This is a genomic window from Colwellia piezophila ATCC BAA-637 (genome assembly GCF_000378625.1).
GTDB classification, from domain to species: Bacteria; Pseudomonadota; Gammaproteobacteria; order Enterobacterales; family Alteromonadaceae; genus Colwellia; species Colwellia piezophila.
This window is the reverse complement of record NZ_KB905162.1, coordinates 277,608-301,711: the sequence shown is the minus strand read 5'-3', so window position 1 is coordinate 301,711 and position 24,104 is coordinate 277,608. Positions and strand designations below refer to the sequence as shown.

The 24,104-nt window shown below is 40.3% G+C and carries 19 protein-coding genes and 1 pseudogene; 5 read left to right on the top strand and 15 right to left on the bottom strand.

Annotated elements, in window-relative coordinates; translation table 11 throughout:
- Positions 1 to 131: 131 nt before the first annotated feature.
- The 4 genes and pseudogenes from fliE to F580_RS24145 all read right to left on the bottom strand — a co-directional run bounded on the left by fliE (position 132) and on the right by F580_RS24145 (position 5,239).
- Entirely contained in the window at positions 132 to 500 is a 369-nt protein-coding gene (fliE, locus tag F580_RS0107100; protein ID WP_019027015.1) for a flagellar hook-basal body complex protein FliE, read from the bottom strand.
- Positions 501 to 977: 477 nt separating this feature from the next.
- Positions 978 to 2,318, bottom strand: coding sequence for a sigma-54-dependent transcriptional regulator (locus F580_RS0107090; RefSeq protein ID WP_019027012.1), 1,341 nt, complete (start codon positions 2,316 to 2,318; stop codon positions 978 to 980).
- Complete coding sequence (locus tag F580_RS0107085) at positions 2,318 to 3,580, bottom strand: sensor histidine kinase (RefSeq protein ID WP_019027011.1); 1,263 nt, start codon at positions 3,578 to 3,580, stop codon at positions 2,318 to 2,320. Before F580_RS0107085 ends, F580_RS0107090 begins: the two co-directional genes overlap by 1 nt.
- Before the next feature lie 138 nt (positions 3,581 to 3,718).
- Positions 3,719 to 5,239, bottom strand: a pseudogene (locus F580_RS24145) (sigma-54 interaction domain-containing protein).
- Positions 5,240 to 5,488: 249 nt separating this feature from the next.
- On the opposite strand from F580_RS24145, the gene F580_RS0107075 reads away from it, so the two are divergent.
- From F580_RS0107075 to F580_RS0107055, 5 genes are all read left to right on the top strand, one after another.
- Entirely contained in the window at positions 5,489 to 7,216 is a 1,728-nt protein-coding gene (locus tag F580_RS0107075; RefSeq protein WP_019027008.1) for a flagellinolysin, read from the top strand.
- Between the two features lie 203 nt (positions 7,217 to 7,419).
- Positions 7,420 to 7,704 (top strand): hypothetical protein, encoded by a 285-nt coding sequence (locus F580_RS0107070; RefSeq protein WP_019027007.1) that lies wholly within the window; start codon positions 7,420 to 7,422, stop codon positions 7,702 to 7,704.
- Between the two features lie 64 nt (positions 7,705 to 7,768).
- Complete coding sequence (gene fliS, locus F580_RS0107065) at positions 7,769 to 8,167, top strand: flagellar export chaperone FliS (protein ID WP_019027006.1); 399 nt, start codon at positions 7,769 to 7,771, stop codon at positions 8,165 to 8,167.
- Positions 8,167 to 8,493: a flagellar protein FliT gene (gene fliT / locus F580_RS0107060; RefSeq protein WP_019027005.1), complete on the top strand. Its 327-nt coding sequence runs from the start codon at positions 8,167 to 8,169 to the stop codon at positions 8,491 to 8,493. Before fliS ends, fliT begins: the two co-directional genes overlap by 1 nt.
- 250 nt (positions 8,494 to 8,743) lie before the next feature.
- On the top strand, positions 8,744 to 9,061 hold the full coding sequence (locus F580_RS0107055) for a hypothetical protein (protein ID WP_019027004.1): 318 nt from the start codon (positions 8,744 to 8,746) through the stop codon (positions 9,059 to 9,061).
- 45 nt (positions 9,062 to 9,106) lie between these two features.
- Here F580_RS0107055 and fliD read toward each other — a convergent pair whose 3' ends face one another.
- From fliD to F580_RS0106995, 11 genes are all read right to left on the bottom strand, one after another.
- Positions 9,107 to 10,534: a flagellar filament capping protein FliD gene (gene fliD / locus F580_RS0107050; RefSeq protein ID WP_019027003.1), complete on the bottom strand. Its 1,428-nt coding sequence runs from the start codon at positions 10,532 to 10,534 to the stop codon at positions 9,107 to 9,109.
- Positions 10,535 to 10,628: 94 nt separating this feature from the next.
- Complete coding sequence (locus tag F580_RS0107045; RefSeq protein ID WP_019027002.1) at positions 10,629 to 11,033, bottom strand: flagellar protein FlaG; 405 nt, start codon at positions 11,031 to 11,033, stop codon at positions 10,629 to 10,631.
- Positions 11,034 to 11,237: 204 nt separating this feature from the next.
- Positions 11,238 to 12,614: a flagellin gene (locus tag F580_RS0107040; protein ID WP_019027001.1), complete on the bottom strand. Its 1,377-nt coding sequence runs from the start codon at positions 12,612 to 12,614 to the stop codon at positions 11,238 to 11,240.
- Between the two features lie 421 nt (positions 12,615 to 13,035).
- On the bottom strand, positions 13,036 to 13,122 hold the full coding sequence (locus tag F580_RS26825; RefSeq protein ID WP_245560597.1) for a hypothetical protein: 87 nt from the start codon (positions 13,120 to 13,122) through the stop codon (positions 13,036 to 13,038).
- A 525-nt stretch (positions 13,123 to 13,647) separates the two neighbouring features.
- Entirely contained in the window at positions 13,648 to 15,030 is a 1,383-nt protein-coding gene (locus F580_RS0107025) for a flagellin (protein ID WP_019026999.1), read from the bottom strand.
- 137 nt (positions 15,031 to 15,167) lie between these two features.
- The gene (locus F580_RS0107020) at positions 15,168 to 16,544 is read right to left on the bottom strand and encodes a tetratricopeptide repeat protein (RefSeq protein WP_019026998.1); all 1,377 of its coding nucleotides are present in this window, start codon (positions 16,542 to 16,544) and stop codon (positions 15,168 to 15,170) included.
- 80 nt (positions 16,545 to 16,624) lie between these two features.
- Positions 16,625 to 18,034, bottom strand: coding sequence for a flagellin (locus tag F580_RS0107015; protein ID WP_019026997.1), 1,410 nt, complete (start codon positions 18,032 to 18,034; stop codon positions 16,625 to 16,627).
- Positions 18,035 to 18,242: 208 nt separating this feature from the next.
- Positions 18,243 to 19,478, bottom strand: a complete 1,236-nt coding sequence (flgL, locus tag F580_RS0107010) for a flagellar hook-associated protein FlgL (RefSeq protein ID WP_019026996.1) — start codon at positions 19,476 to 19,478, stop codon at positions 18,243 to 18,245.
- A 9-nt stretch (positions 19,479 to 19,487) separates the two neighbouring features.
- Entirely contained in the window at positions 19,488 to 21,482 is a 1,995-nt protein-coding gene (gene flgK / locus F580_RS0107005) for a flagellar hook-associated protein FlgK (protein ID WP_019026995.1), read from the bottom strand.
- Between the two features lie 182 nt (positions 21,483 to 21,664).
- Positions 21,665 to 22,804 (bottom strand): flagellar assembly peptidoglycan hydrolase FlgJ, encoded by a 1,140-nt coding sequence (flgJ, locus tag F580_RS0107000; RefSeq protein ID WP_019026994.1) that lies wholly within the window; start codon positions 22,802 to 22,804, stop codon positions 21,665 to 21,667.
- Positions 22,805 to 23,004: 200 nt separating this feature from the next.
- Complete coding sequence (locus F580_RS0106995; protein WP_019026993.1) at positions 23,005 to 24,096, bottom strand: flagellar basal body P-ring protein FlgI; 1,092 nt, start codon at positions 24,094 to 24,096, stop codon at positions 23,005 to 23,007.
- Between the last annotated feature and the right edge of the window lie 8 nt (positions 24,097 to 24,104).

Genomic DNA, 24,104 nt, shown 5'->3' with positions numbered 1-24,104 from the left:
TAGCTGAAACTTAATTTAGACACTCAGCTTTAACTGAGAACAAATCATTTATAACAAGGCGTTTGATTGATGAATAGCTAGTCTATTCGGAATGAAGACAACGACGTTATAACAGATTTAAGCCAGTTAAATTATACTGGCATGCTCATTATCTCTTTATAGGCTTCAACAAATTTATTTCGTATTTGTACGGTGGCATCCAAGGCGATACCTGATTTAGATGAAGCAATCATAACCTCAGCAAGTGTGACGTTTGAATCGCCCATCTCAAAGGCTCTTTTTTTATCACCTGCTTCTGTTTGTAATTCGTTAACACTGTTTAAAGCGTTGGTGAGCATGCTACCAAAACTACTGCTTGAGTCGTTTATCTTGCCGACGCTGTTACCTGCAATACCATTAATACCCATGGCATCACCGTTAACTGGGGGTAATTTATTACCCATAGCTTGTAGCGACATCTGTTGCATTTGGCTATATAGAGAGTTACTTTTGATATCCATGGTGCGCTCACTTTTGTCAATTTTTTTACGTTATACAAGGATTATCAGTGAGGTTGCAAGCATAGTGCCAAAACGTTGCTTATGATCATAATGGGGCGTAACTAAAAAAAAGCTATCGTAATTAGCAATAGCTTTTGCGTTAGTTAATAGGACAATGAACAAGGTATGCATGCCCGAGGAGTGTTACTTATAATGATCGAAATAGGTAATACCAATTTGATTAAATTTCTTCCCAACTCAGAGCTGTACTCAATGTTCAATAACAAGGCGAATTTGTTTAGGTCTAGTCATTCTAAACCACATAAATTTAACGATGTTAGTGGTCATTGAGTAAGCTCCCATAGGGCGAGTTTAAAGGGTTCATATGCGGCGTTATTGATTTTGACAAGGGAATAACCATTCTCTTCAATCAATGCCTTGCCTCTAAACCCTTTAACTCTCGCTGAGTGGGAAAGAACTTAATCAACTTGGTATAAGCTATGCTGGGATCTCTATGCCAGAGTCACGCATTTTGGCAATTTTATAGCGTAAAGTTCGAGGGCTTATTCCTAAGCGCTCGGCCACGGCTTTACGACTGCCATGACATGCGTGTAAAGTGTCGAGAATAATTTGATGCTCTTGCAGCTTCAATTCACTGCCGAGCTTGTCTTCGCTACAGCTAACTTCTTTTGGCTCGGGTACCAAGACAGTATCAAAATTTTCAATCAATAAATCACTAGCATCAATTAGGTTGTCGTTATGTAATATTAGTGCTCTTTGAATAACATTATCTAATTCACGCACATTTCCTGGCCAATGATAGGCATTAAGCTTACTGCGCGCCGAGCCGGTGAATTCAGGAATGGGGTCGCCACTTTTTTGACAGTGGCCGGAGACTAAGTGTTGGGCGAGTACAAATATATCGTCAACACGCTCAGCCAAAGGTAGCCAAGAAAGTGGAAAGACATTAAGTCGATAATAAAGATCTTCTCGAAATATACCGCTATTTACCGCGGCTTTTAAATCTCGATTACTGGTGGCAATAACTCGAACATCAAGTTTTATCATTTTCCTACTGCCTAAACGTTCGACTTCACGTTCTTGTAATACCCGCAATATTTTCGCTTGCAGCGCTAAGTCCATTTCAGTAATTTCATCAAGTAAAATAGTACCGCCTTGGGCTTGTTCAAATTTTCCTGGGCATGCTTGAATGGCGCCAGTAAAAGCGCCTTTTTCATAGCCAAATAACGTTGCTTCTAACATGTTTTCTGGAATTGCCGCACAATTTATCGCGATAAAGGCTTTGGTACTACGTTTAGAATGGTTGTGCACATATTGTGCTAATACTTCTTTACCTGAGCCACTGGGGCCAAGAATCATCACCGAGGCGTCAGTACTAGCGACCTTTTTAGCTAAAGTCAGCAGTTCTAACGAACGCTTATCGGCGACAATGGGATCTTTTTGATTCACTCTTATTGGGGCAATATATTGACTGACCATATTAAGTAAAACCTCTGGCGCAAATGGCTTAGCAATATAGTTACAAGCGCCATCTCGCATGGCTTGCACGGCATCATCTATAGTGCCATAAGCGGTCATCAGCAGGACAGGTAAGTTGGTATGTTGGTTTTTAATGCTTTTCAATAAGGATAGACCTGACATGCCACCCATTTGGACATCGCTGACCACAATATCTACGCGATTATTTTTCAGCTGTAATAAGGCTGTTTCACCAGAGTCCGCTTCAATACAGCGATAACCTGCTAATGACAACGTATCTACCAGAGCTTCACGTAAACCGGCATCGTCTTCAACAACAAGTATTTTATGTTCAGTCATTAGCACTCTCCCATCGATTTACTGTTCATCACCTTACCTTGCTCGAGCAAAGGTAATTTAATAACAAAATGTGCTCCTGTGCCGGTTTGGTTAAGTAGGCTCACTTCACCTTGATGAGCGTTTACCACCGACTTAACAACCGCTAAACCTAGCCCTGTGCCTTTACAACTTGAGGTATAAAATGGCTTAAATATTTTATCGCTAATTTTATCATCGATACCAGGACCATTGTCTTTGAAACTCAAATAAAGGTCATTAGCTTGGCTGTACACTTGAATATTTATCACCGGTACTGCTGTCTGTTCGCCACTAATCGCTTGTAATGAGTTATGTAACAAATTTTGAATCGCCCCTGTTAGGGCATTTTTATTGGCGAGGATAAAAAGATCGTTATCTGGTGATTGGATTTTAACTTCGGCCTTCGCTTTACTTAACAGTGCATCCATCGAAGCAACTGCATCATCAATCAATTCATTGACTGATAGTCGGGTGACGACTTGCTCTTTACCACTTTTAGAGAACAGCAGCATGTCATTAACCTGCTGCTCTAAATCATGTAAGCGGGCATTCAATTTATTTTGAAACTTAATACGCGCACTTTCAGCAAGTTTATTGCTTGATAAGTTTTCACCGTAAAGAATGGCTGCAGATAAAGGTGTGCGAATTTGATGGGCAAGTGTTGACACCATTTTACCTAAAGAAGAAAGACGTTGCATTTGCGCCAACTTGTCTTGCAATAAGCGGTTTTCGGTTAGGTCTGTGATCATGATCAACTGACCCGGTTGTGAGCCTAAACTAGTAATTTCTAATTTAACGCGACGACCATCTTTCAGTGATATTTCATGCCAATCATCTTCACGAGGATTAAACGATCGTGCAATAACATTAAACCAAGGTTGGCCAAGTATTGGCTCATCAAGTAAGTTTCTCGCAACTTTGTTTATTTTAACAACAATGCCATTGCCATCAAGCATAACTAAGCCCGTTGGCATTACGTCAATTAATTGATCCGCTAATTGGTTATAACGAGATGAAAAGTTAGGTTGGGTACTTTGAGTTGCTTGTGCTCTCAATGCCGCTAGCTCACCAGGAAAGGCTTCTTGCTCAAGCAGCGAAGATTGATTTTCTTTGGCTAAACCTGCATCAATGAATTTTAGCGAAGCAAATGCGGTGTTGCCGGTTGCCTCCCTTGTTAAAGGTGTTGCTAAAGGCATAACTGAAGGTATTGTTGACTGTGTTGCTTGTGCCATAACTTGTGCCATACATAAGTACTCTAAAAAAACTATCTAGTACTTACATAGCATTTACTATGCCATTATTTTTTCCTTTATATTCAACAGAGTAGAAACATAACAAGCTAATTATTGCTAAAGAACACTGTCAATCAATTGACTAAGCTATTAACCCAAGCTCGCTTTATCACTTGGCTTTTGTAAATCATATTTACGCATTTTTTCAACCAGAGTTGTTCTACGCATACCTAAGGTTTCAGCAGCTCTAGCGACAACATAGTCATGCTTACTTAAAGATTGTATGATGAGAGAAACTTCAAGGTCAGCTAAATGCTCTTTTAAATTTAGGCCATCGTTGGGTAATAAACCTGAGTTAGTGCTGCTTCCCGGCTCACTCTTGCTATCATTGTCGACTAAATTTTCTTCGCTACTTTCCTCATCATCGTATTCAAAGCCAGAGAAAAGCGCATTGATAACATCTTGCTCTTGTAATTCTTCTGGGTATTCCGGATTATAAACTTCGACATCAATATGTTGGTATTTATAAGGCAGTTCGGCAACATCAACAATTTGCTCTGCATACATAATCAACATACGCTCTATTAGGTTTGATAGCTCTCGCACATTACCATGCCACGGATGCTCCATTAATGACTCAATAGCTTTTTCGGTAAAGCGTACGGTTTTACCTTGATCATGCTCAAAGCGAGTCAGTAACTCTTTCATTAGTAGTGGGATATCTTCTTTACGTTCACGCAATGAAGGCGTATCTATCGGAAATACATTCAAACGATAATATAAATCCTCTCTAAAACTGCCTGCTTTGATCATTTCCTCTAGATCTTGATGAGTGGCCGCAATAATACGGACATTGGCTTTGATACTTTTGCTGCCACCGACACGCTCAAAAGTACGCTCTTGTAAAACACGTAATAGCTTTACCTGCATCGGCTGTGGCATATCACCAATTTCATCTAAAAACAGCGTGCCGCCTTCGGCTAATTCAAAGCGGCCTTTACGTGTTGAAATTGCGCCAGTAAAAGCCCCCTTTTCATGGCCAAACAGTTCACTTTCAAGCAATTCTGCCGGAATAGCCCCGCAGTTAATCGGCACAAAAGCCTCTTTGCCACGGTCAGATAAGTTATGAATATTACGGGCAACAACTTCTTTACCGGTACCCGATTCACCTAACACGAGTACACTAGCAGGCGATTTGGCAACTTGCTCGATTAAAAATCGTACTTGCGCCATCACTTCACTCGTACCAACGAGTGAACGAAACAAAGCACTCGAGCCCAATTTCCGGCCAGTACGGGGTAGTTTATTGTGATATTGATGACAATGGTGAATAAGCTCTGTCAGCTGGGCATAATTAAGCGGTGCACAAAGCGTCCCGATAACATTGACATTAATGGCTAAGGCATTGCTATCAAGTACATCATGAAGAATAAAAGGCACACTGGGATTAGTTTTAATTAAGCTAGCACAATCACTGCTGACATTGCCGGTTAGTATAACCGTGAGAATATGGCTGTTATCAGCCAATTTTGCAATCGCTTACTCTTGTGAACAATGCATAAAGTGCTCACCGACAAAAGCGAGCACCGTACTTAAATGGTGACTTCTAGCCTCGTCGTTATCGACAACCAAAATTTGTTTTTGACCTATTAATGTTTCCGTTACATTCATAACTAATCTTCACTACCGATGCTAACTTGTTATTTTAATGTCACTTTGTCGTGACAAATGTAATTTTAGCCATTATTTTTTTTAAAGCAACAAAAAGTTGACGCATAGTAGTCATTTTTTTGTCATAACGAGCAGTGTCAAAACATAATAATTATACAAATTTCCTTCAAGAAATAATAACTACTGCCGATAAACAGCTATGACACTAACTATTAAGACCATATTTGCGTGATTAGTATTAGAACCAACATGACAAGCATGTTTCTACAGCGCCAACTCGCAGCTAATTCAAATAACTTAGCGGTGACTTTTGCTCGCTTGTCATCAGGTATGCGCATTAACTCAGCCGCAGATGATGCCGCAGGTTTACAAATATCTACCAGACTAACCTCTCAAATCAATGGTTTAGCCATTGCCCAACGTAACGCCAATGATGGTATTTCCTTTGCTCAAATCACTGAAGGTGCTTTAAACGAATCCACTAGTATTTTGTTTAGAATGCGTGATTTATCACTACAAGCCAGTAATGGCGCTCTTTCTAAAGCGGATCGCGAAGCACTGAATAAAGAGTCGGTGCAATTGATGCTTGAAATAGACACCATCAATAGCTCGACATCCTTTGGCGGCAAAAAAGTTTTTCAACAAACCGATAATGTGGCGACGTCTGCTGGCACGGAAGCAGAACGAAATATAATGCAAATATTGCAAAGTGGCGTATTAGCTGAGTCAGAAGATATTATTAAAGATGTTTTAGGACTCACTGGTGACGGTGCTAAATTCAAAATTGATTTAGAATATGACGCGGTAGGAGGAGTCCTGGCTTCGGTATCTTATCTTGCACCCGCAGGAACAGAGCTAACCATGACTATTGATTTAGCCGATTTTTCAACACTAGACGCCAGTAATATTGACTTATTAAAGTCTACCCTACTGCATGAAATGACCCATGCGGTAATGGCGAACCAAATGGACTTAGCATCCACACCAACTTGGTTTGCTGAGGGTACCGCTGAGGCGGTCAGTGGCGCTGATGATAGAGTAGCGGCAGATATAACAAGCTTTGGTGTTGCGGCAATTAAATCAGAATTAAACGGGATTTTTGGTAATAACAGCGCTCCTACCGGAACAGGAATTAAAATTGCAGGTGTCTATTCGGGCGGTTACATAGCCATGCGCTACTTAGAAAATCAAATAGGCGGTGCTGGTATACAGTCCTTTATGGGGGCACTTGCCGGAGGTCAATCTTTCGATGCCGCTTTAAATTCAACAACGGGTTATGCCAATGAAGCCGCATTGCAAACAGAGATGATGGCAGGCACAGTTTTTGAGGATTTTATTACCAACAATATAATTACCAGCAATACTGATAATGGAGCTTTCGGTGGCTTTGATGCTTCGGGAGGCATCATTAGAGAAGAAACGATTGTTGGTGCTAATGGTGCGCTTACTACCGCAAATTTTGACGCTTTTTTTGTTAGCGGTGATGATGATAATAATTCTGGGGATTTTGGTGCAGGTACCGCATGGGATACACATGCTTTTAACGAAATTGAACTGGATAAATACGATACTTCCTTTACCTTGGCCGGACCAAAAACAAAATTTCAAATAGGTGCGGATGCCAACCAAACAATTGCTTTACAGGTTGCAGCCTTTTCTAGCGTAAACATTGGCCTTGGTAATGTGGATTTAATTGACAATTCACAGCTAGCGACGGTAATGATTGATGATGCTTTGAAATATATTGATAATCAACGCACCAGTTTAGGTGCCTTTATGAATAGATTAGAACACTCTATTACCAATTTAAGTAATATTAGTGAAAACGTTTCTGCGAGTCGATCACGTATACAAGATACTGATTTTGCTGTAGAAACAGCTAAATCAACCTTTTTGCAAATTAAACAGCAGGCCACAACAGCTTTACTTGCTCAGAGTAACATCGCCGCAGAATCTATCTTAAAGCTTTTAGGCTAATCTCTCTCTAGTCAAAAAATCATCACCTGCATTCCACACACATACATATGCTGACAAACAAAAATAAAAAACACTACTATTTTCAACTAACTAAATCACTAACGCGGTCAATTTTATAACGCCAAGACAAGGTGGCATAAAAAAAGCATAGCTAATAATATTATGCGAACATCATTATGATTAAATAATAACAGGAAGAGTAGATGCTAATAATAAATGGTACCGCTGAATTAATGAATGACAGCGAAGAGTTAACCAAAGGAACTCGACATGAATTTAATATGTTCTCCCTTCATATGCCTTTTGAAGACCAAGTTAAACAAATTGAAAATTACTTGGTAAAACGAGGATGGGATAATATCGAAGTTTTGACTAATGGTGTTATTGAAGACTCAGAGGGTATTAGCCACAGTGTTTTGCTGCAAGCCTATGAAAAAGCTAAATCCGAAGGCTTTGCGGTAACTATTAATAACCTAGCTTTAACCTAACCATTACTTTAATTTTTTAATTTGATTATACTCATATTAAAAAGTAAGCGACTTGGAGGTGTCTATGACACATGCATCACTAAAAAAATATCAACAGACCCATAAAAGCTCTGCACAAGAAGCATCACCTTATAGACTTGTTGCTATGCTCTTTCAAAAATTACTCGACAATATCGCCACCGCTAAAGGTGCTATTGTTCAAGAGAATTTTGCAAAAAAAGGCTCAGAGTTATCTAATGCTATAGCCATTATAGGGGTACTAGAAGGTTCTCTTGATTTTAAGCAAGGCGGTGAAGTTTCTGAAAACCTAGCCTTACTTTATAAATATTGCAGTGAACAAATACTTGTAGCAAGCTCAAGCAATGACATTGAAAAATTAGAAGAAGTCATTCAAGTGCTGTTGCCAATTAAGTCAGGCTGGGATTCCATCCCCTTAGAAACTCAAAGCCAGGTTAGTTTCTAATGGCCGGCTCTGTAGAGCTTGCGCTTAATGAAATAATCGTCAAGTCAAAACAATTACTGTCGAAACTTGACGAGTTTTCTACTGATGAAGAGGCAAACGCGGAAGGTTTAGCAAGTCTACAATCCGAGCGAGAACAGTTATTAAGGGAATGTTTTAAACGCTATCCTATTGAACAAATCCAAGCTTATATTGAGCTAGTCAACCAAGTAGTGCAATTAGATGTCGCCCTCATTGATAAAAGCCAACAATTTAAGCAAGCTTTTGCTAGCCAACTAATCAAATTGAAACAAGGGAAAAAATCAGCAAAAGCCTACCAGCGGTTTTAACGTCCCATGTCATACTGGCTGCACCAGCTTGCAAATATAAAAGTCCTCTGCCAGTTCAAGACCCCAGCCTTTATTTTCCCTAAGACTAACCTCATTCACTTTATGCCTAAGTGCTGAACTTTATAAAGGTGCTGACCCTTATAAAGATGCTAGACCTTATAAAAATAATTAGGCATGGCTCAGCAAAGGTGCACTTTTTTATAAAATTACTATAATCAAGGTAAGTGTACATCTGCAGTGGGAGCGCAGTATGATCAGATCAAATCCGCTAACTGCAGCGAGTGATATCCAACGGGCGATTAAATACAGCCCTAGGCAAGATAATACTAAGCTGATATCTGTCTTCGGGCCCTATTTGGGCGAGTTTGCCGATGATGTACTTAAAATTTCAGACTTGGGACGAGAAAAGCTGCAAACAGAAGCACAACTGGAGCAAAGTAAAGAAATACAGCAAATCGCTAATGATGTTGTCAGAGTAAACTCTTCCATTGGCAAAGCACGCTCGTCAGGTAATTTAACTTCAAGCCAAGCAACGTCACTTTACAATAAAATAGCAGCTTTGCTTTAGCCTGTTATCGCTAGTTCTTTAAGCTTATTCTATTATCCGTTAAACTTATTTTTTATACTGTCTAACCACACCTGGCATATTATCTAACTGAGCCATTAAATAGCTGCTAGTGGCGTTTAAGCCTGCGACAATTAAATCCATGGCATTGTATTGAGCAAATAAACGCGCCTCTAAAGAGTCCATTTTACGGGCAAAAGCCAAGCTATCATCATCTAACCGGTCTAATCGATTCTTGCCACTGTCAATACGATTTTGAATAATACCCTCTTTGTCAGTATAAAACTCAGTCAAGCTTTTAAGCGAATTGGCAAAACCATTGGTTGAGTCCGTACCGACAAAAAACAACTGCACACCGTCAATATCACTATCAATAAAATCATTTAAATCGTCAGTATCTAAAGTAAGTACACCGTAGCGATCACTATGTACTCCTAATTCAGATAAAGATAAGGTTTTGCCATTACCTATATCAAAACCTTTACTCAGTTCTTGACGTAATTTCCCCATCACCCCTCGTAGCAAGGAATCTCCCGCTAAAGGCCCCGCACCAGACTCTCCGGCTTGACCTAAGATATTACTGAGTTTTAGAAGTTCGTTATAACTTTCGATAAATTTTTCTATACCCGATCTGATGTTGGAATTATTTTCAGTAAAACTAATTTGACTAATATCGTCATCAACGTCATGAATTTTTTTGACGGTTATATCTACACCATCAATAACATTTTTAAATTCGTTGGTGCTACTAGAGACAACAAGGGTACCATCAATAGTGATCTGTGCATCAAGCGCCGCGGTAACTTCAGATAAATTGGTAATATGCAGCAGAGGATCAGGGTCTGAGACATCATAGGCAAGACGTGACAAGCCTAAATTATCACTATTGTTACCATCACTATCCGTTACCGTGGTGGTAATAGTATTAGCAACACCAGTTTCCCTACTTGTCATAATAAGATGCTGGCCGTCGTTATCGGTGATTATAGTGGCTATAATCGAATCATTATCTGTACTGTCATTAATAGCGTCGCGAATATCGCTTAAGGTATCGGTGGCAGAAACAACAATATCAAAATTCCCACTCGCTACGGCAATATTTAAGGTGCCTTCACCTACGGCTTCTTCACCATCAATAGCACTAGACATCAGTTTATGACTTTGTGCTAAAGCATCAACTTCAACCGAATAATGACCAATTTGAGTATCTTTACTGGCGGAAAGGGTTATAAAGCTGTCGGTACCTTTCGCGGACCGTAATTGATATTTATCGGTATCAGCTAGTGCTTCTATGGAATCAGTAACACTTTCTAGTGCCGATTTTAATGCGCCGATGGCTGATATATCGGTGGTAATTTTACCTTGCTGTGCGTTGGTACGAGAAACAAAAGGAGCTTTTTCAGCGCCAACAATAGCGTTAACAATATCGCTAACCTGTAAACCTGAGCCTATCCCCGTAAACGTTAAATTAGGCATAAGTCCCCCTTTCAAATATTAATTTCACACTAAATAGAGTCGAAGTTATTTGCTAAATTACCCTGCAAACAATTATCGCCGACTATCAACGCCGCTATACCTTAGCGTCAATAAAGCCACCTACCATTTCTGATAATTTAGCCACTAAAGTTAACACTTCTTCTGAAGGAAATTGCTTAATCAGTTCACCACTGTTTTTATCAATAACCTTAATCACATCTCGTCCTGAATCTTTATCGACAGAAAACACTAAACCGCGATTCATGTCACCAACAAAGTCCTGCAATTGTTGTGCCACTTTCTCAAGTTGCTGTACTGTTAAGGGTTGTTGGTTAACCTCTTCAGCTGTTTTAGTGGTAATAGCTACTTGCTCTTTATCACTTGCAACAAGTTCATTTTCCTTAATATTACTTACTGAATCATTTCCTTCAGTTAGCTTTTTAAACTCAGAAGTTAAGTTAGCCAAACCAATGTCTGTACCGCCTTGTACTACACTCATTATAGACTCCTTACCTTATTTAAAACATTATTATAAAAATTTGACTACAAACGTGTCTTGGTAAAAATACACATCAAAGAGCCTATTTAATCAAAAACCTAAAAGCAGAAAAGGAAGAGTATATTAGCCCCTTCCTTTTTATCTACTTTTATGGGCTAGGTCATAACCATAGCACTCTAGGTACCGTGGTTAAATCCCTTTCAATTAACCAATCAAGCTAAGTGCTGCTTGTGGTAATTGGTTAGCCTGCGCTAATATTGACGTACCCGCTTGTTGTAAGATTTGGTTTTTAGTCATTTGCGCAGTTTCTACGGCAAAATCAGTATCTTGAATACGGCTACGTGAAGCTGATACATTCTCTTGGATGTTCGCTAAGTTACTGATGGTATGACTGAAACGATTTTGCACCGCACCTAAATCTGCTCGTTGGCTATCAATTGAAGCTAATGCAGCATCAATAGTAGCGATTGCCGTTTGAGAATCAAAAGCACTGGTGATATCCAAATTAGAGATAGATTGTAAAGCGCCCGTTCCATTGCCTAAAGCGGTTGTACCACCTGCTACAGAAAAGGTATCATCTGAAGTCAGAGTCACGACAGCACCAAAACTCGAAGTTGCACCGGTACTGGTAACCATAGTACCACCTACCGGCCCCATCGCTACACCATTGGCAATATTTGTCATATCTATGCCATCAACGCCGGTTGCTCTGATTGATAACTTACCACCAGCAACACTAGCTTCATGGCCATTGGTTGAAATTTCTGCGGCCACTCGGTCAAGATCACCATCAGTTAAGTCGTAAGTAACACCGTCCATATCAAAGGTGTGCGCTCCGGCTACTAATATCTGAATATCAACTTCCAATACGGCTTCAGCTGTAACACCCAGTTTAAGGTTTGAAATACCAGCAGCAATCTCAACAGCAGTATCTGTACCCAGGGTAACATAAGTACCAGCATCACCATTAGCATTGGTTACCAGAAGGTTTTCAGCTGCCGTAGCCGTACCTAAGGCTGCTGTTGCTGATGCAAGACCAATCACGCTACCTGCAGTATCTTCCTTGTAATTACCAATATCAGCTGCGGAAACACTCGCCAAAGTCACCTGGATGGTTTGATTAGCATCAGAGCCGACTTGGAATTGTTTACCACCAAAATTGCCATCAAGTAAATTAACTCCACCAAAACTGGTAGTTTCGGCAATACGGGTTAATTCACTTTGTAAAGCGGTGACTTCTTTTTGTAAGGCGTCACGGTCTGAAGATGAGTTAGAGCCGTTAGCCGATTGTAATGCTAATTCACGCATACGTTGTAAAATACTGGTTGACTCTTGCATCGCGCCTTCAGCGGTTTGCGCCATTGAAATACCGTCATTAGCATTACGTTGTGCAACGCCTAAACCATTAATTTGTGAGGTCAATCGATTTGAAATTTGTAGACCAGCCGCATCATCTTTAGCACTGTTAATACGCATACCTGATGATAAACGTTGCATAGAGGTCGCTAAGTCACTACCTGATTTAGATAAGTTACGTTGAGCATTTAGTGATGATACATTGGTGATTACTGAAATAGCCATGTTAAAACTCCTGATTACATAAAGCGTAATGCGTTAATTAGTTTTTAAAATGAGAACTATCAGTAATACTTCAAATTCTCTTTCTACTCACCTTAACGGCAGCTTAAAAAATAACTTTAATCTTTTTAAGTTATTTAACCGTTTTTTTAATTTATTATTTAATAGAAACCGAGAAATACTGTAAGCATAAATTACTGTAGCCATGGTAGACATATCCGTGGTTATGTTAGCTTGTTATTTATTGCTACGAAGCACAAAAAACATACTTTAAACACTAACAATTCGCTAACCGGTAGATCCAAACCAAGCCAATGTCAGTAAATCTTAAATAAAACATAATTTCTCTTTTGAATAACTAGCGTTACAGAGGGTAGAGGTAGATCTTATATTCATTTAACCTTTTAGCGACAAAGAAATATCACTAGACTTTCACATCAATAAAGCCGCCAACCACTTCTGACAATATAGCGACTAAGGTAAGTAATTCTTCAGAAGGAAACTTTTTCACCCGTTTATCGCTATTTTTATCTATAACCTTAATGACACCTTGTGCAGAATTTTTATCGACAAAACTCTAAACCGCGATTCATTTCACCGACAAAATCCTGTAATTGTTGTGCCAATTTCTCGAACTGCTTTAGCGTTAGGGGAGCTTGAACAACTTCTTTAGCTTATTCATTAGCCCTGGTAATGACACTAACGGCTTGCTCTTTCTTGCATCGAGTTCGTTACCTTAAGATGACCTACCGCACTGGTTGGTTCAGTAGGTTGTTTGAGCTCAGGAGTTAAGCTAGCCAAAACTAAGTCTGTACCACTTTGCACTACACTCTTTATAGACTGCTTAGCTTTTTAAAATGCTCTTTTAAAAGTGTCACTTCAAAAAGCACACGTCAAAAACTAAACTTCAAAGGCGCATTTCAATAGACACTTAAAAGCAAAAAAGGAAGGAGCATGTTGGCCCCTTCCTTTTTACTTTATCGCTTAGGCCTTAGCCACGGTACTTTAGATACTGTGGCTTAAAGCCTTTTTTCAATTAACCAATTAAGCTAAGTGCTGCTTGTGGCAATTGGTTAGCCTGCGCTAATATTGACGTACCTGCTTGTTGCAAGATTTGGTTTTTAGTCATTTGCGCGGTTTCTACGGCAAAGTCAGTATCTTGAATACGGCTACGTGATGCAGACACATTCTCTTGGATGTTTGCCAAGTTACTGATGGTATGGCTAAAGCGATTTTGCACCGCACCTAAATCTGCTCGTTGGCTATCAATTGAGGCTAATGCAGCATCGATAGTCGCTATTGCTGTTTGAGAATCAAAGGCACTAGTGATATCCAAGTTACTTATTGATTGTAAAGCACCCGCTGCACCGCCGATAGCTTCTGCACCACCTGTGGCAGTAAATGCATCATCTGCGGTCATCTTCACGACAGCGCCAAAACTAGATGATGCATTGGTACTTGTAACCATAGTACCACCTACAGGCCCCATAGATGTTGCACCTAAAGTACCATCGGTCATATCTATACCGGTAACACCCGTTGCTCTGATTGATAACTTACCACCTGCAACACTAGCCTCATGGCCATTGGTTGAAATTTCTGCCGCCACACGGTCAAGATCGCCATCGGCTAAATCATAAGTGACGCCATCCAGATCGAACGTGCCTACGTTAGCGAGTGTATTTATTTGAATATCTACTTCTAATACGGCTTCAGCTTCAACACCCAGTTTAAGGTTTGAAATACCCGCAGCAACATCAACCGCGGTATCACCAACAACTGTTTGATAAATGCCAGCATCGCCATCTGAATTAGTTACCGTGATATCTTGCGTCGTAGCTACTGCAAGAAGTACTGCACCAGCATCAGCTATACCAATTCTAGAGCCAGCACCATTAGCACTGTAATTACCAATATCAGCCGCTGAGACACTCGCCAAAGTCACCTGGATGGTTTGATTTGCATCTGAGCCAACTTGGAATTGTTTACCGCCGAAGTTACCGTCCAACAAATTCACACCACCAAAACTGGTAGTTTCGGCAATACGGGTTAATTCACTCTGTAAAGCGGTGACTTCTTTTTGTAAGGCTCCACGGTCTGAAGATGAGTTAGAGCCGTTAGCCGATTGCAATGCTAACTCACGCATACGTTGTAAAATACTGGTTGATTCTTGCATCGCGCCTTCAGCGGTTTGCGCCATTGAAATACCGTCGTTAGCATTACGTTGTGCTACACCCAAGCCATTAATTTGTGAGGTCAAGCGATTTGAAATTTGTAGACCAGCCGCATCATCTTTAGCGCTGTTAATACGCATACCTGATGATAAACGTTGCATTGAAGTTGCTAAGTCACTACCGGACTTAGATAAGTTACGTTGTGCGTTTAATGATGATACATTGGTAATTACTGAGATAGCCATGATAAAACTCCTGCTTACAAAAGGTAATGCGTAAAATAGTTTTTAAAATTAGAACTATCAGTAATGCTTCAAGTCCCCGTCTACACACCTTAACGGCAGCGATAAAAATAACTTTAATTGATTTATAAATTAATTCTTCAATTAATTACTTTCGGGGTTAATAGTTCAAATAACCTAGGCACTGCGCCTGGATTAACATGAGTACTATCGATATGGTATTCAAGGTTACTCAGACCATCTAGGTTGGTCAATTGGTAAACATCTAGAAACTCTATATTCTCTTTGTCACTGTAATCGGCCAGTTGCTGGTTTAAATAGGCTATCATTTGCTTAAATGTATTTTGCTGATCTTTAGTAAGCAACTCTACCAACATAGCATGCGGCGCTGGCACACCATAAAGTATGATATTAAGATTATTACTCTTTGCCTGTACTATTATCTTGTTAAAGTATTTTTCTACCATGCCATCCACTACTGCATGAAAATCAAGCCCTTGTTCATTACAGTATTTGAAAATCCCTTCATTGGTTCGACAATCAATTTCCCCAAAGGCTAATACCACGTTACTACCAGTCGGCAGGCCCTTTAGCAATATTGTTAAACTGGCTTGGTATTGGTTCATATCTTCCTGAATAAGGTGAACTATTTTCGTCCCCCATATAAATAACGATTTTACCAGATGGTTTTGTTGCTGATAAGTCACCGTCATGCCGTTCGTAGAAAAACCATGACTTTCAGATATAAAATAAATAAGCGGCAAATCGCTCTGCTGTACATCTTGATATGCGGAGCTATTGTTTTGACGATATAACAACAAACTTTTGATATAAGTATGAAAAACCCTTCTGTTATTTAAATTGATATTATTATCTTCAATGGCATGAATAGCGTCACTCAACACAATAGCTTGCACAGCTTCATCGACATTATCAAACAGCCAAAACAAAATAGCCTTACCAATTAATAATTCGTATAATTGAAAATCAGTTAAATTCTGGCAAAGCAAGCCGATATCAGCTATTTCTAGTGCATCTTGATATCTATGCATGTGCATAAAGTGTTTAAAAATATGCAGATATACTTCAGACTGGCTATTATCTATTTCTAATACTTGTAAATGAGCAGCCAACGCCTGTTCGAATTTACCTTGTTCACCTAGGAATAGTCCATAATCAAAAAAAAACCCAGCCCTTGAGTTGTCAATTGCAATCGCGCGTTGATAGTTTTTTTCAGCCTCGACTGGCTTCCTCAGCCTTTTTTGTAGACTCGCTAACTGATGAAAAGTATCAGCAGCAGAGTCATCAATCGCTAATGCTGTTATAAAAGTAGACTCTGCTAGGGGTAATTGCCCTTTCGCTTGTAAAATGAACGCCAATAAATTGTGCGCAGCAAAGCAATTAGGTATATTTTCTACTATTTTTTTAACTATTTTAATTGCGGCATCATAATCTTGTAATTGGTATAGAACTTTAGCTTGATGAAGGTTTTTTTTAACATTCATAATAATACTCACTATCACTTTCTTTATAAAAAAAAAGAAGACCAGATGATTAATCTGTCTTCTTATTTTATAACCTATTGTCGTTTTTTAATCTAACCGCCAAGTAAACTTATTGCCGCTTGAGGTATTTGGTTTGCTTGCGCTAAGATCGAGGTACCTGCTTGTTGCAGTATTTGATTCTTAGTCATCTGTGCAGTTTCTACCGCAAAATCAGTATCTTGAATTCGGCTACGTGATGCCGAAACATTCTCTTGAATGTTGGCTAAATTAGCAATGGTATGGCTAAATCGATTTTGCACCGCACCTAAGTCAGCTCTTGAGCCATCAATGGTCGCTAACGCTGCATCAATAGTCGCTATAGCATTTTGTGCATTAGAGGCAAGGCCTGATACATCGATACTAGACACCGCAGATAATGAACTAGCCGCAGTACCAAGGTTAGTAATTGTTGCTGTAGTACCCGCAATAGAAAATGACTCCTTAGATTCCATTACCAGTGCGGAAGAAAAACTAGAGGTAGCTCCGCCACTAGGCACTAAAGTTCCGCCAGCAGGGCCTAGAGACGTATCAGCAGCTGTTGCACCGGTAATTTCAACGCCAGCAACACCTTCTGCTCGAATAGAAATAACACCACCGGTCACGCTAGCTTCATAGCCATCGGTACTTAGTTCTGATACTAGCTTTTCAAGGTCACCAGCAAAAGCACTTAAATCATAGGTATTACCACCAATAGCCATAACACCAGCGGTCGCTGGAGCATTAATTGTTAACTCAATATCCAAGACTGCTTTAGCGTCAACACCAATTTTTAATGCATTAAAACCAATAGCGGTATCAACTGCACTATCTGTTGCGACAGAAGTATAAACACCCGTATCTCCGTCAGCATTGGTGATGGTAAAATCGTTAGTGGTACCTTCTTGTAAAGTACTCAATGCTGCGTTTGCAGCGCCAACACCGTATTCAGTGCCCGACGACTTAACGACATAATTACCAATATCTTCTGCAGCGACACTCGTTAAGCTCACTGAGATAGTTTGATTCGCATCAGAGCCTACTTGAAATTGTTTGCCACCAAAGTTACCGTTTAATAAGTTTACCCCACCAAAGCTGGTGGTATCCGCTATACGTGTTAACTCCTCTTGTAAAGCCGCCACTTCTTTTTGTAGTGCATCGCGATCAGATACTGAGTTAGAGCCGTTAGCCGCTTGCAATGCTAATTCACGCATTCGCTGTAAAATATTGGTTGACTCTTGCATCGCGCCTTCAGCAGTTTGCGCCATAGAAATACCGTCATTGGCATTTCGTTGCGCTACCGCCAAACCATTTATTTGCGAAGTTAAACGGTTAGATATTTGAAGTCCTGCGGCATCATCTTTAGCGCTATTTATGCGCATACCCGATGACAAACGTTGCATAGAGGTGGCTAAATCACTGCCTGATTTAGTTAAATTACGTTGAGCATTCAACGATGATATATTGGTATTGACTGATAAGGCCATAAGTTAGCTCCTAATGTGTACATTTACTTGTGTTATTAGAAGCTTGTATAGCAAGCCTCTGCTCTTTTTCTTTTCTTCTCTTTTCTTAATAAAAAACCGTTGGCTGTTTTTATATTTACCGCCAGTTATTTGTTATTTTGGGTTACTTTTTTCTCTTGTGTATTAAACAGGCATAAACAATGCCACTTTGGTTAACCGCTCTAAAAAATTAAATATAATTAAATAAACTCAAGCCCTGTACCTTACTAAACGTTTGCTGAGAAGCTTGCAGTGCTAATTTAGCTTGTTCAAATTCTGAAATAGCTTTAGCAAAGTCTAAATCTTCAATATTAGCTCTACCCGAAGTAAGGTTTATCTCAGCATCCAGATGCCGATTCTCTTGACTATCAAGAACTTGCAAACGAATACCTGAATCTACCCGCCTTGACGTTATATGACTCATGGACGAGTTCAGTTGACTGAGCAGCGCATTGTAATCGACTTGACTTTGCTCTTGATTACTTGAAACCGAGCCTTGCTCCATCCAAGAAATAGCCTCATTAATAGTGGCAAAGAGGCTTATCTCCTCTTGCTCATTGATAGTAAAACTTTCACCCGGCAATGGATTGCCGCTTAGGGTAACGTCAATGCCGTCGAAGGTAATTGTTTGCCCAGCAACATAAGGCACAGGAATTGCCGGAAATATTGGAAAGACAACCGCAGGAATGGGAAGAGTGCTATCGGTAACTGTTAAATCGTTAGTTATTGGATCTGTAGCAAATGTATAAGGCCCTGTACCAAGGTTGTAGGCGTTTCTATCGGTTACATTGGCACTTTCAACAGCAACACCCGAGGTATTAACTGGGGTAGTGGGATAATTGGCAGTAAAATCACCGATAGCGTTGGCTACTGTCATAAAAACAGCATCGCCGGTTTGATTGGTTGGGATGTTTATATTTTTAGCAATTTGTAATTCTCGAACACCTGAGTCGCCATTGTAGGTAACAGTGCCGTCAACTTGTTGACTAAATGGTTGCTGCTCAGTTTGATAACCTGAGAAAATATAAGCGCCGTTTTCGTTTTTACTGTTGGCAAGATCAAACAATTGTTCAAAACTATTACGGGCCTGTTTAGCTAAGGTTTGTCGGTCTTCATCAGACATAGCACCATTATTTGCTTGTAACATGACCTCTTTAATAGTATTTAAAATAAGCTCTGCATCCGCAAAAACAACTTCTTGTAAACTATTATGACTTTCGGCCTGATTAATATTACGTTTATACTTTTCAATGTTAGCCAAGTCATTTTTATAGCCTGCTAACGTACCATAAGAGATGGCATCGTCTTTAGCTGTCAATACCCTTTTACCGCTGGACAAGTAGGCCATTTGTTCATTAACTTCAGAGCTCTTTTGACTCATTAATTGAGAACTTTGTAAGTAAAATTGAGCAGTAGAAACTCGCATAGAAACTCCTTACCTTACCGCGGCTAGAATAGTGTCAAAAAGTGTATTTGCCGTAGCAATAATTTGCGATGCTGCTTGGTAGGCTTGCTGATACTTCATCAGGTTGGCGGCTTCCTCATCAAGATTAACTCCTGAGGTTGCTTGATTACGATTGTAAGCTTGGGTGTATAACGCCAGAGCCGTATCGGCAGATAAATTAGCATTACTGGCTTTTGCACCAACAACAGAAGTCGTCACTGCTAGGCTTTGATTAAAAGTCTCTTTACCGCCGTTAGTAACACCTACCTCTTGGGTTTTCGCCATTACAACGGCATTATTACCGTTACCGACACCAAAGGCGTCACCTAAGGTAAAGGTTTCACGGGCATTCACACCTGAGCCAACAAGGTCACCACTAATTTCAAGTTGAAAGTCAGGCGTACCTGCGGGGATATCAACTAAAACACTGCCTCCTGGGGCATAGGTGCCGGCGGCAAGGGTTGGTGCTGGTGGCGGTGTTGCCGTGTTATAAACACGGTAACTAAAGGTACCTGGCGCACTTTCATAGACATCAACAGTAATATCATAACCACGAGCGGCTACCGGATTGCTCACATTGATAATTTCCACCTTACCATCACTAACATTATGACTGGATGGCGTTACCGCAATAGCCGTACTTGCAGCAATTGCATTGCCATTGGTTATCGTGGTTTGCATTAACGCGGCGCTATTTCTACTCGGAATAATGGTAAAAGTATCACCGGAAATAGGCACCCCGGTTTCAACAAATGAAAAACCATAATCAGGTAATATTGGCGTGTGAGTACCCGCTGGCACACCGGATCCTGGCGCGCCTAAGTTTTCACTGCCGCCAGTCGTTAAGTTATAAAGCGTAAAGTTAGCACCATCAAAACGGACTTCAAATTCATAGGTAGGTAACTTGGAAACATCATTAATGGTAATTTGTGCTTGCGTTGTCCCCGTATTGCTTGAAGGTACTAATACTCGACCTTGTTGTAATTGCGTCGAGTTTATATCAGTGAAGATATTAGCGCCTTGGACGCCATTTAAATCTAAACCACTTGCTTGGCTATCATTTAAGGTTGCCGATATTGCCATCGCTAAGCGGTCTATTTCAGTACGAGTTTTCGCGAGGTGTTCATCTCTAAATTCAAAACTAGCCGCTAATGAGCCACCTAATCTCGTACCGTTTATAGCAACACTACTGCTACCACTGACTAACGTTAATTCTGTTTTTTGTGCATCAGGATCACCCGCCTTTACTCGCAGGGTCATCGGCGTAATGCCGGCAACTAAAGTGGTTCCCTGGCCGATCATTACCGTCAGTACGCCATTGCCATCTTCGACCGTGGTAACTCGGGTAAACTCACTTAATTGACCAATCAGTTGATCGCGTTTATCAAGTAAGTCATTAGGTTGACCACCTTGCGTTAAATTTTGCGAATGCAAAATGGTTTCATTTATCTTGGCTATCTCTACTGATATTTCGGAAATTCTATTGGCAACTTGCTCTATTTCACCATTCACCGCCGTGCTCATTCTATCGAAATTGTTCGTTAGTTCATTGAGGTCATTACTTAAATTTCCGGCTTGATTGAGCACTATGCTACGTAAGCCTGAATCGTTAGGATTATCGGCGATACCGTTAAGTGCTTGATAAAAGTTATCTAAGGAAACAACAACCGCATTACCTGAAGAAGCCATGACTTGGTCGAGTTGTGTCAACCTCGCATGCAGTGAATCAGCGTTGCCTAAGCTACTTTGTGTTAATAGCTGTTCTTTATGAGAGAATTGATCATAAAGACGGGTGATATCTTGGATATAGGTGCCTGAGCCAATGTAGTTACTGCCATTATTAAGGCCTAGGGAAGAATTTTGTTCGGCTCGTTGCCGAGTATAGCCCTCAGTATTTACGTTGGCTATGTTATGACCTGTTGTTGCCAGTTGCTGTTGGGCTGCCAATAAGCCACTGACACCAGTTTGGTACAAACTTACTGTCATAATTTATTCTCCTAGGTAATACCTTGCCGCTATTGCTATTAACATACAGTCGCTGTTTACCAGCTCAATGACTGTTTGGCATTATCGTGATAATTTAATTAACGATTTTATCGTAGGATATTTATCTAGCGCGCTATGAAATTTCACGCAACAAATAGGATAAGTCATTCCTACAACACAGTTTATTTAGCTAAAAGGTTGGTAACAGTTTTCAAGGTGCCAAGTATTTTATCGGCATATTGGGGATCTGTTGCATAACCGGCTTTCTGTAAACCTTGCAGGAAGTGTTCCACATTGTTTGGCTGTTGCAATGCGTCTTGATAACGATCGCTAGAAGAAAGGAAGTTTATATAATCATCGACACTATCACTGATAGATTCGTACATTCTAAACGGTGCTGATTTTTTCACCATAGCGCCTTGTTCAAACTCTAAGGTATCTTTAGTAACCTTATCGCCAGCCCAACGAGAATCGGCTTTAATATTAAATAAATTATTAGAGCTGCCGCCATCTTGGCCTTTAATAATTTTTTGTCCCCAACCCGTTTCGAGTGCCGCTTGGGCGATAACTACCGCGAAAGGCACACCTAACTGCTGCTCAACTCTTTGTGCCGGCTCAAGTAAGGCGCTGACAAAGTCTTTTGGTTCATTAAAGCTAGGTGGTGAAACTTGCGCTGAAATATTGACGCTTTCTGTTTTAATACTTTCTTTACTGTTGCTTTTATTTGCAGCATTAGTCGCTGTTATATTCGAAAATTGATTCAACGCATTATTCATTTGGCTGTTAACATGGCTAGCGGTTTGATAACTCCCCGCAAACGGGATATCAACATCCGGCTTAATCTGACGTTGACTACCTAACATCTTCTCGACTAAAGAATTATGCTGTTTGTCTTTACTGGTGTTCTCAGCAGAGTTTACCTTGTTATTTATCGGTAAATTGCCATCATTACGTAACACAGAGCTAGGCTTAAAGTTGCCACTGTCACCGCCAAGTTGCCGAACAATTAAGTCAGTTAACCCTAAAGAACCATTGGAAGAAAGTTCAATTGCCATTTGTTGATCATGCATGTCGCGATAGAACTTACTTGACTCAGAATTAAACGGGCTGTCTGATTCAAGTACGTCTTGTGCTTTACGCATACTTGAGAGCAGCATTCTCATAAAGATGGCTTCAAACTGTTGTGCCGCTTCTGTTAGCGCCGCTTTTTTTGATTCATCATCCGTTGAGCGCGATTGTTCACGGATAGCATTTAAGCCATTGATTTCAAGCGCATTACGCGCTTGATCAAAGTTGTGGACTTGGCTTAAGTTGATATCCATAATTTACTTACCTAAAAATATAATTAATTGTTGTTTATTAAAACGTAGTGTTTAACTATTAACTAAACGTTATTTTTTTCTCAGTTATTAGCGTGTTAACTTTAAGCTGTATGGTTCAAGTTAAAGCATAAAGCACGGAGCTGACGAATGTCAGTGAGTACTTTTGACGCCTAAATTGAGCCCTACAGCGACAAGTTCAGCTATATAATGATCAGCTCGCCTCGAATCGCTCCCGCTTGATCAAGTGCTTCTAAAATTGCCATAACATCACCTGGTCCTGCGCCAACTTCGTTGATAGCACGAACGAGTGTTTCTAAAGAAACACCTGGTTTAAAAACAAACATACGGGCATCAGAGTTACTGACATTAATTGCAGATTGATTGGTTACTACGGTTTCTCCCTCAGCAAAAGCGTTAGGCTGAGAAACATCTTGAACTTCATTGATGGTGACCGTAATGCCGCCATGCGTTATAGCAGCGGCAAGTAACGTCACTTGCGAGCCAATAACAATGGTACCGGTACGCGAGTTAACAATAATTTTGGCCGCCGGTGATGCTGGTTCAAATTCGAGGTTTTCCAGTACCGACAAAAAACTTACTCTGGCACTAATATCCCGCGGCGCTCTAACTTGCACTGAAGTAGCGTCAAGCGCTTTCGCTGAGCCCTCAATCAAGGCATTAATTGTGTCCGATAAGCGTTTAGCAGTAGTGAAATCTGAATGACGTAAATTAAAGGTAATGTGATCACCGGAGGAAAAAGGGGACTTTACTTCTCGTTCAACAATAGCGCCATTGGCGATACGGCCAACCGTTGGAATATTGACTAATACCTGAGAGCCATCTAGACCTTGCGCGCCTAAACCACTCACGATTAACGAGCCTTGTGCTACCGCATATGCATTGCCATCTAGGCCCATTAAAATGGTTTGCAATAAGGTACCACCACGTAAGCTGCTAGCACTGCCCATACTAGAAACCGTTACATCAATGGTTTGCCCTGCTTTGGTAAAAGCTCTTAATTCAGCATGTACCGCAACAGCGGCAACATTTTTAATTTTAGGCTTTAAATTGTCCGGCATATTAATGCCAAAATTACTTAGCATGGTTTTAAAACTTTGCTCGGTGAACGGACTTTGCTCACCGGTGCCGGGTAAACCAACCACTAAACCATAGCCAATCAACTGGTTTGAGCGCACACCAGCAACATCGGCTAAGTCTTTAATACGCTGTGCATTTACTGACAAGGATGCCAGTAATGTAAGAATGACAATGGTATTTATTACTACTTTCATTAGATTTG

Excerpts from the sequence above, each read along its gene's own strand:
- flgK (WP_019026995.1), bottom strand. The coding sequence starts at position 21,482 with ATGACAGTAAGTTTGTACCAAACTGGTGTCAGTGGCTTATTGGCAGCC.
- F580_RS0107055 (WP_019027004.1), top strand. The coding sequence starts at position 8,744 with ATGATCAGATCAAATCCGCTAACTGCAGCGAGTGATATCCAACGGGCG.
- F580_RS0107040 (WP_019027001.1), bottom strand. The coding sequence starts at position 12,614 with ATGGCTATTTCAGTAATCACCAATGTATCATCACTAAATGCTCAACGT.
- F580_RS0107045 (WP_019027002.1), bottom strand. The coding sequence starts at position 11,033 with ATGAGTGTAGTACAAGGCGGTACAGACATTGGTTTGGCTAACTTAACT.
- F580_RS0107090 (WP_019027012.1), bottom strand. The coding sequence starts at position 2,318 with ATGACTGAACATAAAATACTTGTTGTTGAAGACGATGCCGGTTTACGT.
- F580_RS0107070 (WP_019027007.1), top strand. The coding sequence starts at position 7,420 with ATGCTAATAATAAATGGTACCGCTGAATTAATGAATGACAGCGAAGAG.
- F580_RS0107015 (WP_019026997.1), bottom strand. The coding sequence starts at position 18,034 with ATGGCCTTATCAGTCAATACCAATATATCATCGTTGAATGCTCAACGT.
- F580_RS0107085 (WP_019027011.1), bottom strand. The coding sequence starts at position 3,580 with ATGGCACAAGTTATGGCACAAGCAACACAGTCAACAATACCTTCAGTT.
- flgL (WP_019026996.1), bottom strand. The coding sequence starts at position 19,478 with ATGCGAGTTTCTACTGCTCAATTTTACTTACAAAGTTCTCAATTAATG.
- F580_RS0107025 (WP_019026999.1), bottom strand. The coding sequence starts at position 15,030 with ATGGCTATCTCAGTAATTACCAATGTATCATCATTAAACGCACAACGT.
- F580_RS0106995 (WP_019026993.1), bottom strand. The coding sequence starts at position 24,096 with ATGAAAGTAGTAATAAATACCATTGTCATTCTTACATTACTGGCATCC.
- fliT (WP_019027005.1), top strand. The coding sequence starts at position 8,167 with ATGGCCGGCTCTGTAGAGCTTGCGCTTAATGAAATAATCGTCAAGTCA.
- fliS (WP_019027006.1), top strand. The coding sequence starts at position 7,769 with ATGACACATGCATCACTAAAAAAATATCAACAGACCCATAAAAGCTCT.
- fliE (WP_019027015.1), bottom strand. The coding sequence starts at position 500 with ATGGATATCAAAAGTAACTCTCTATATAGCCAAATGCAACAGATGTCG.
- fliD (WP_019027003.1), bottom strand. The coding sequence starts at position 10,534 with ATGCCTAATTTAACGTTTACGGGGATAGGCTCAGGTTTACAGGTTAGC.
- flgJ (WP_019026994.1), bottom strand. The coding sequence starts at position 22,804 with ATGGATATCAACTTAAGCCAAGTCCACAACTTTGATCAAGCGCGTAAT.
- F580_RS0107075 (WP_019027008.1), top strand. The coding sequence starts at position 5,489 with ATGACAAGCATGTTTCTACAGCGCCAACTCGCAGCTAATTCAAATAAC.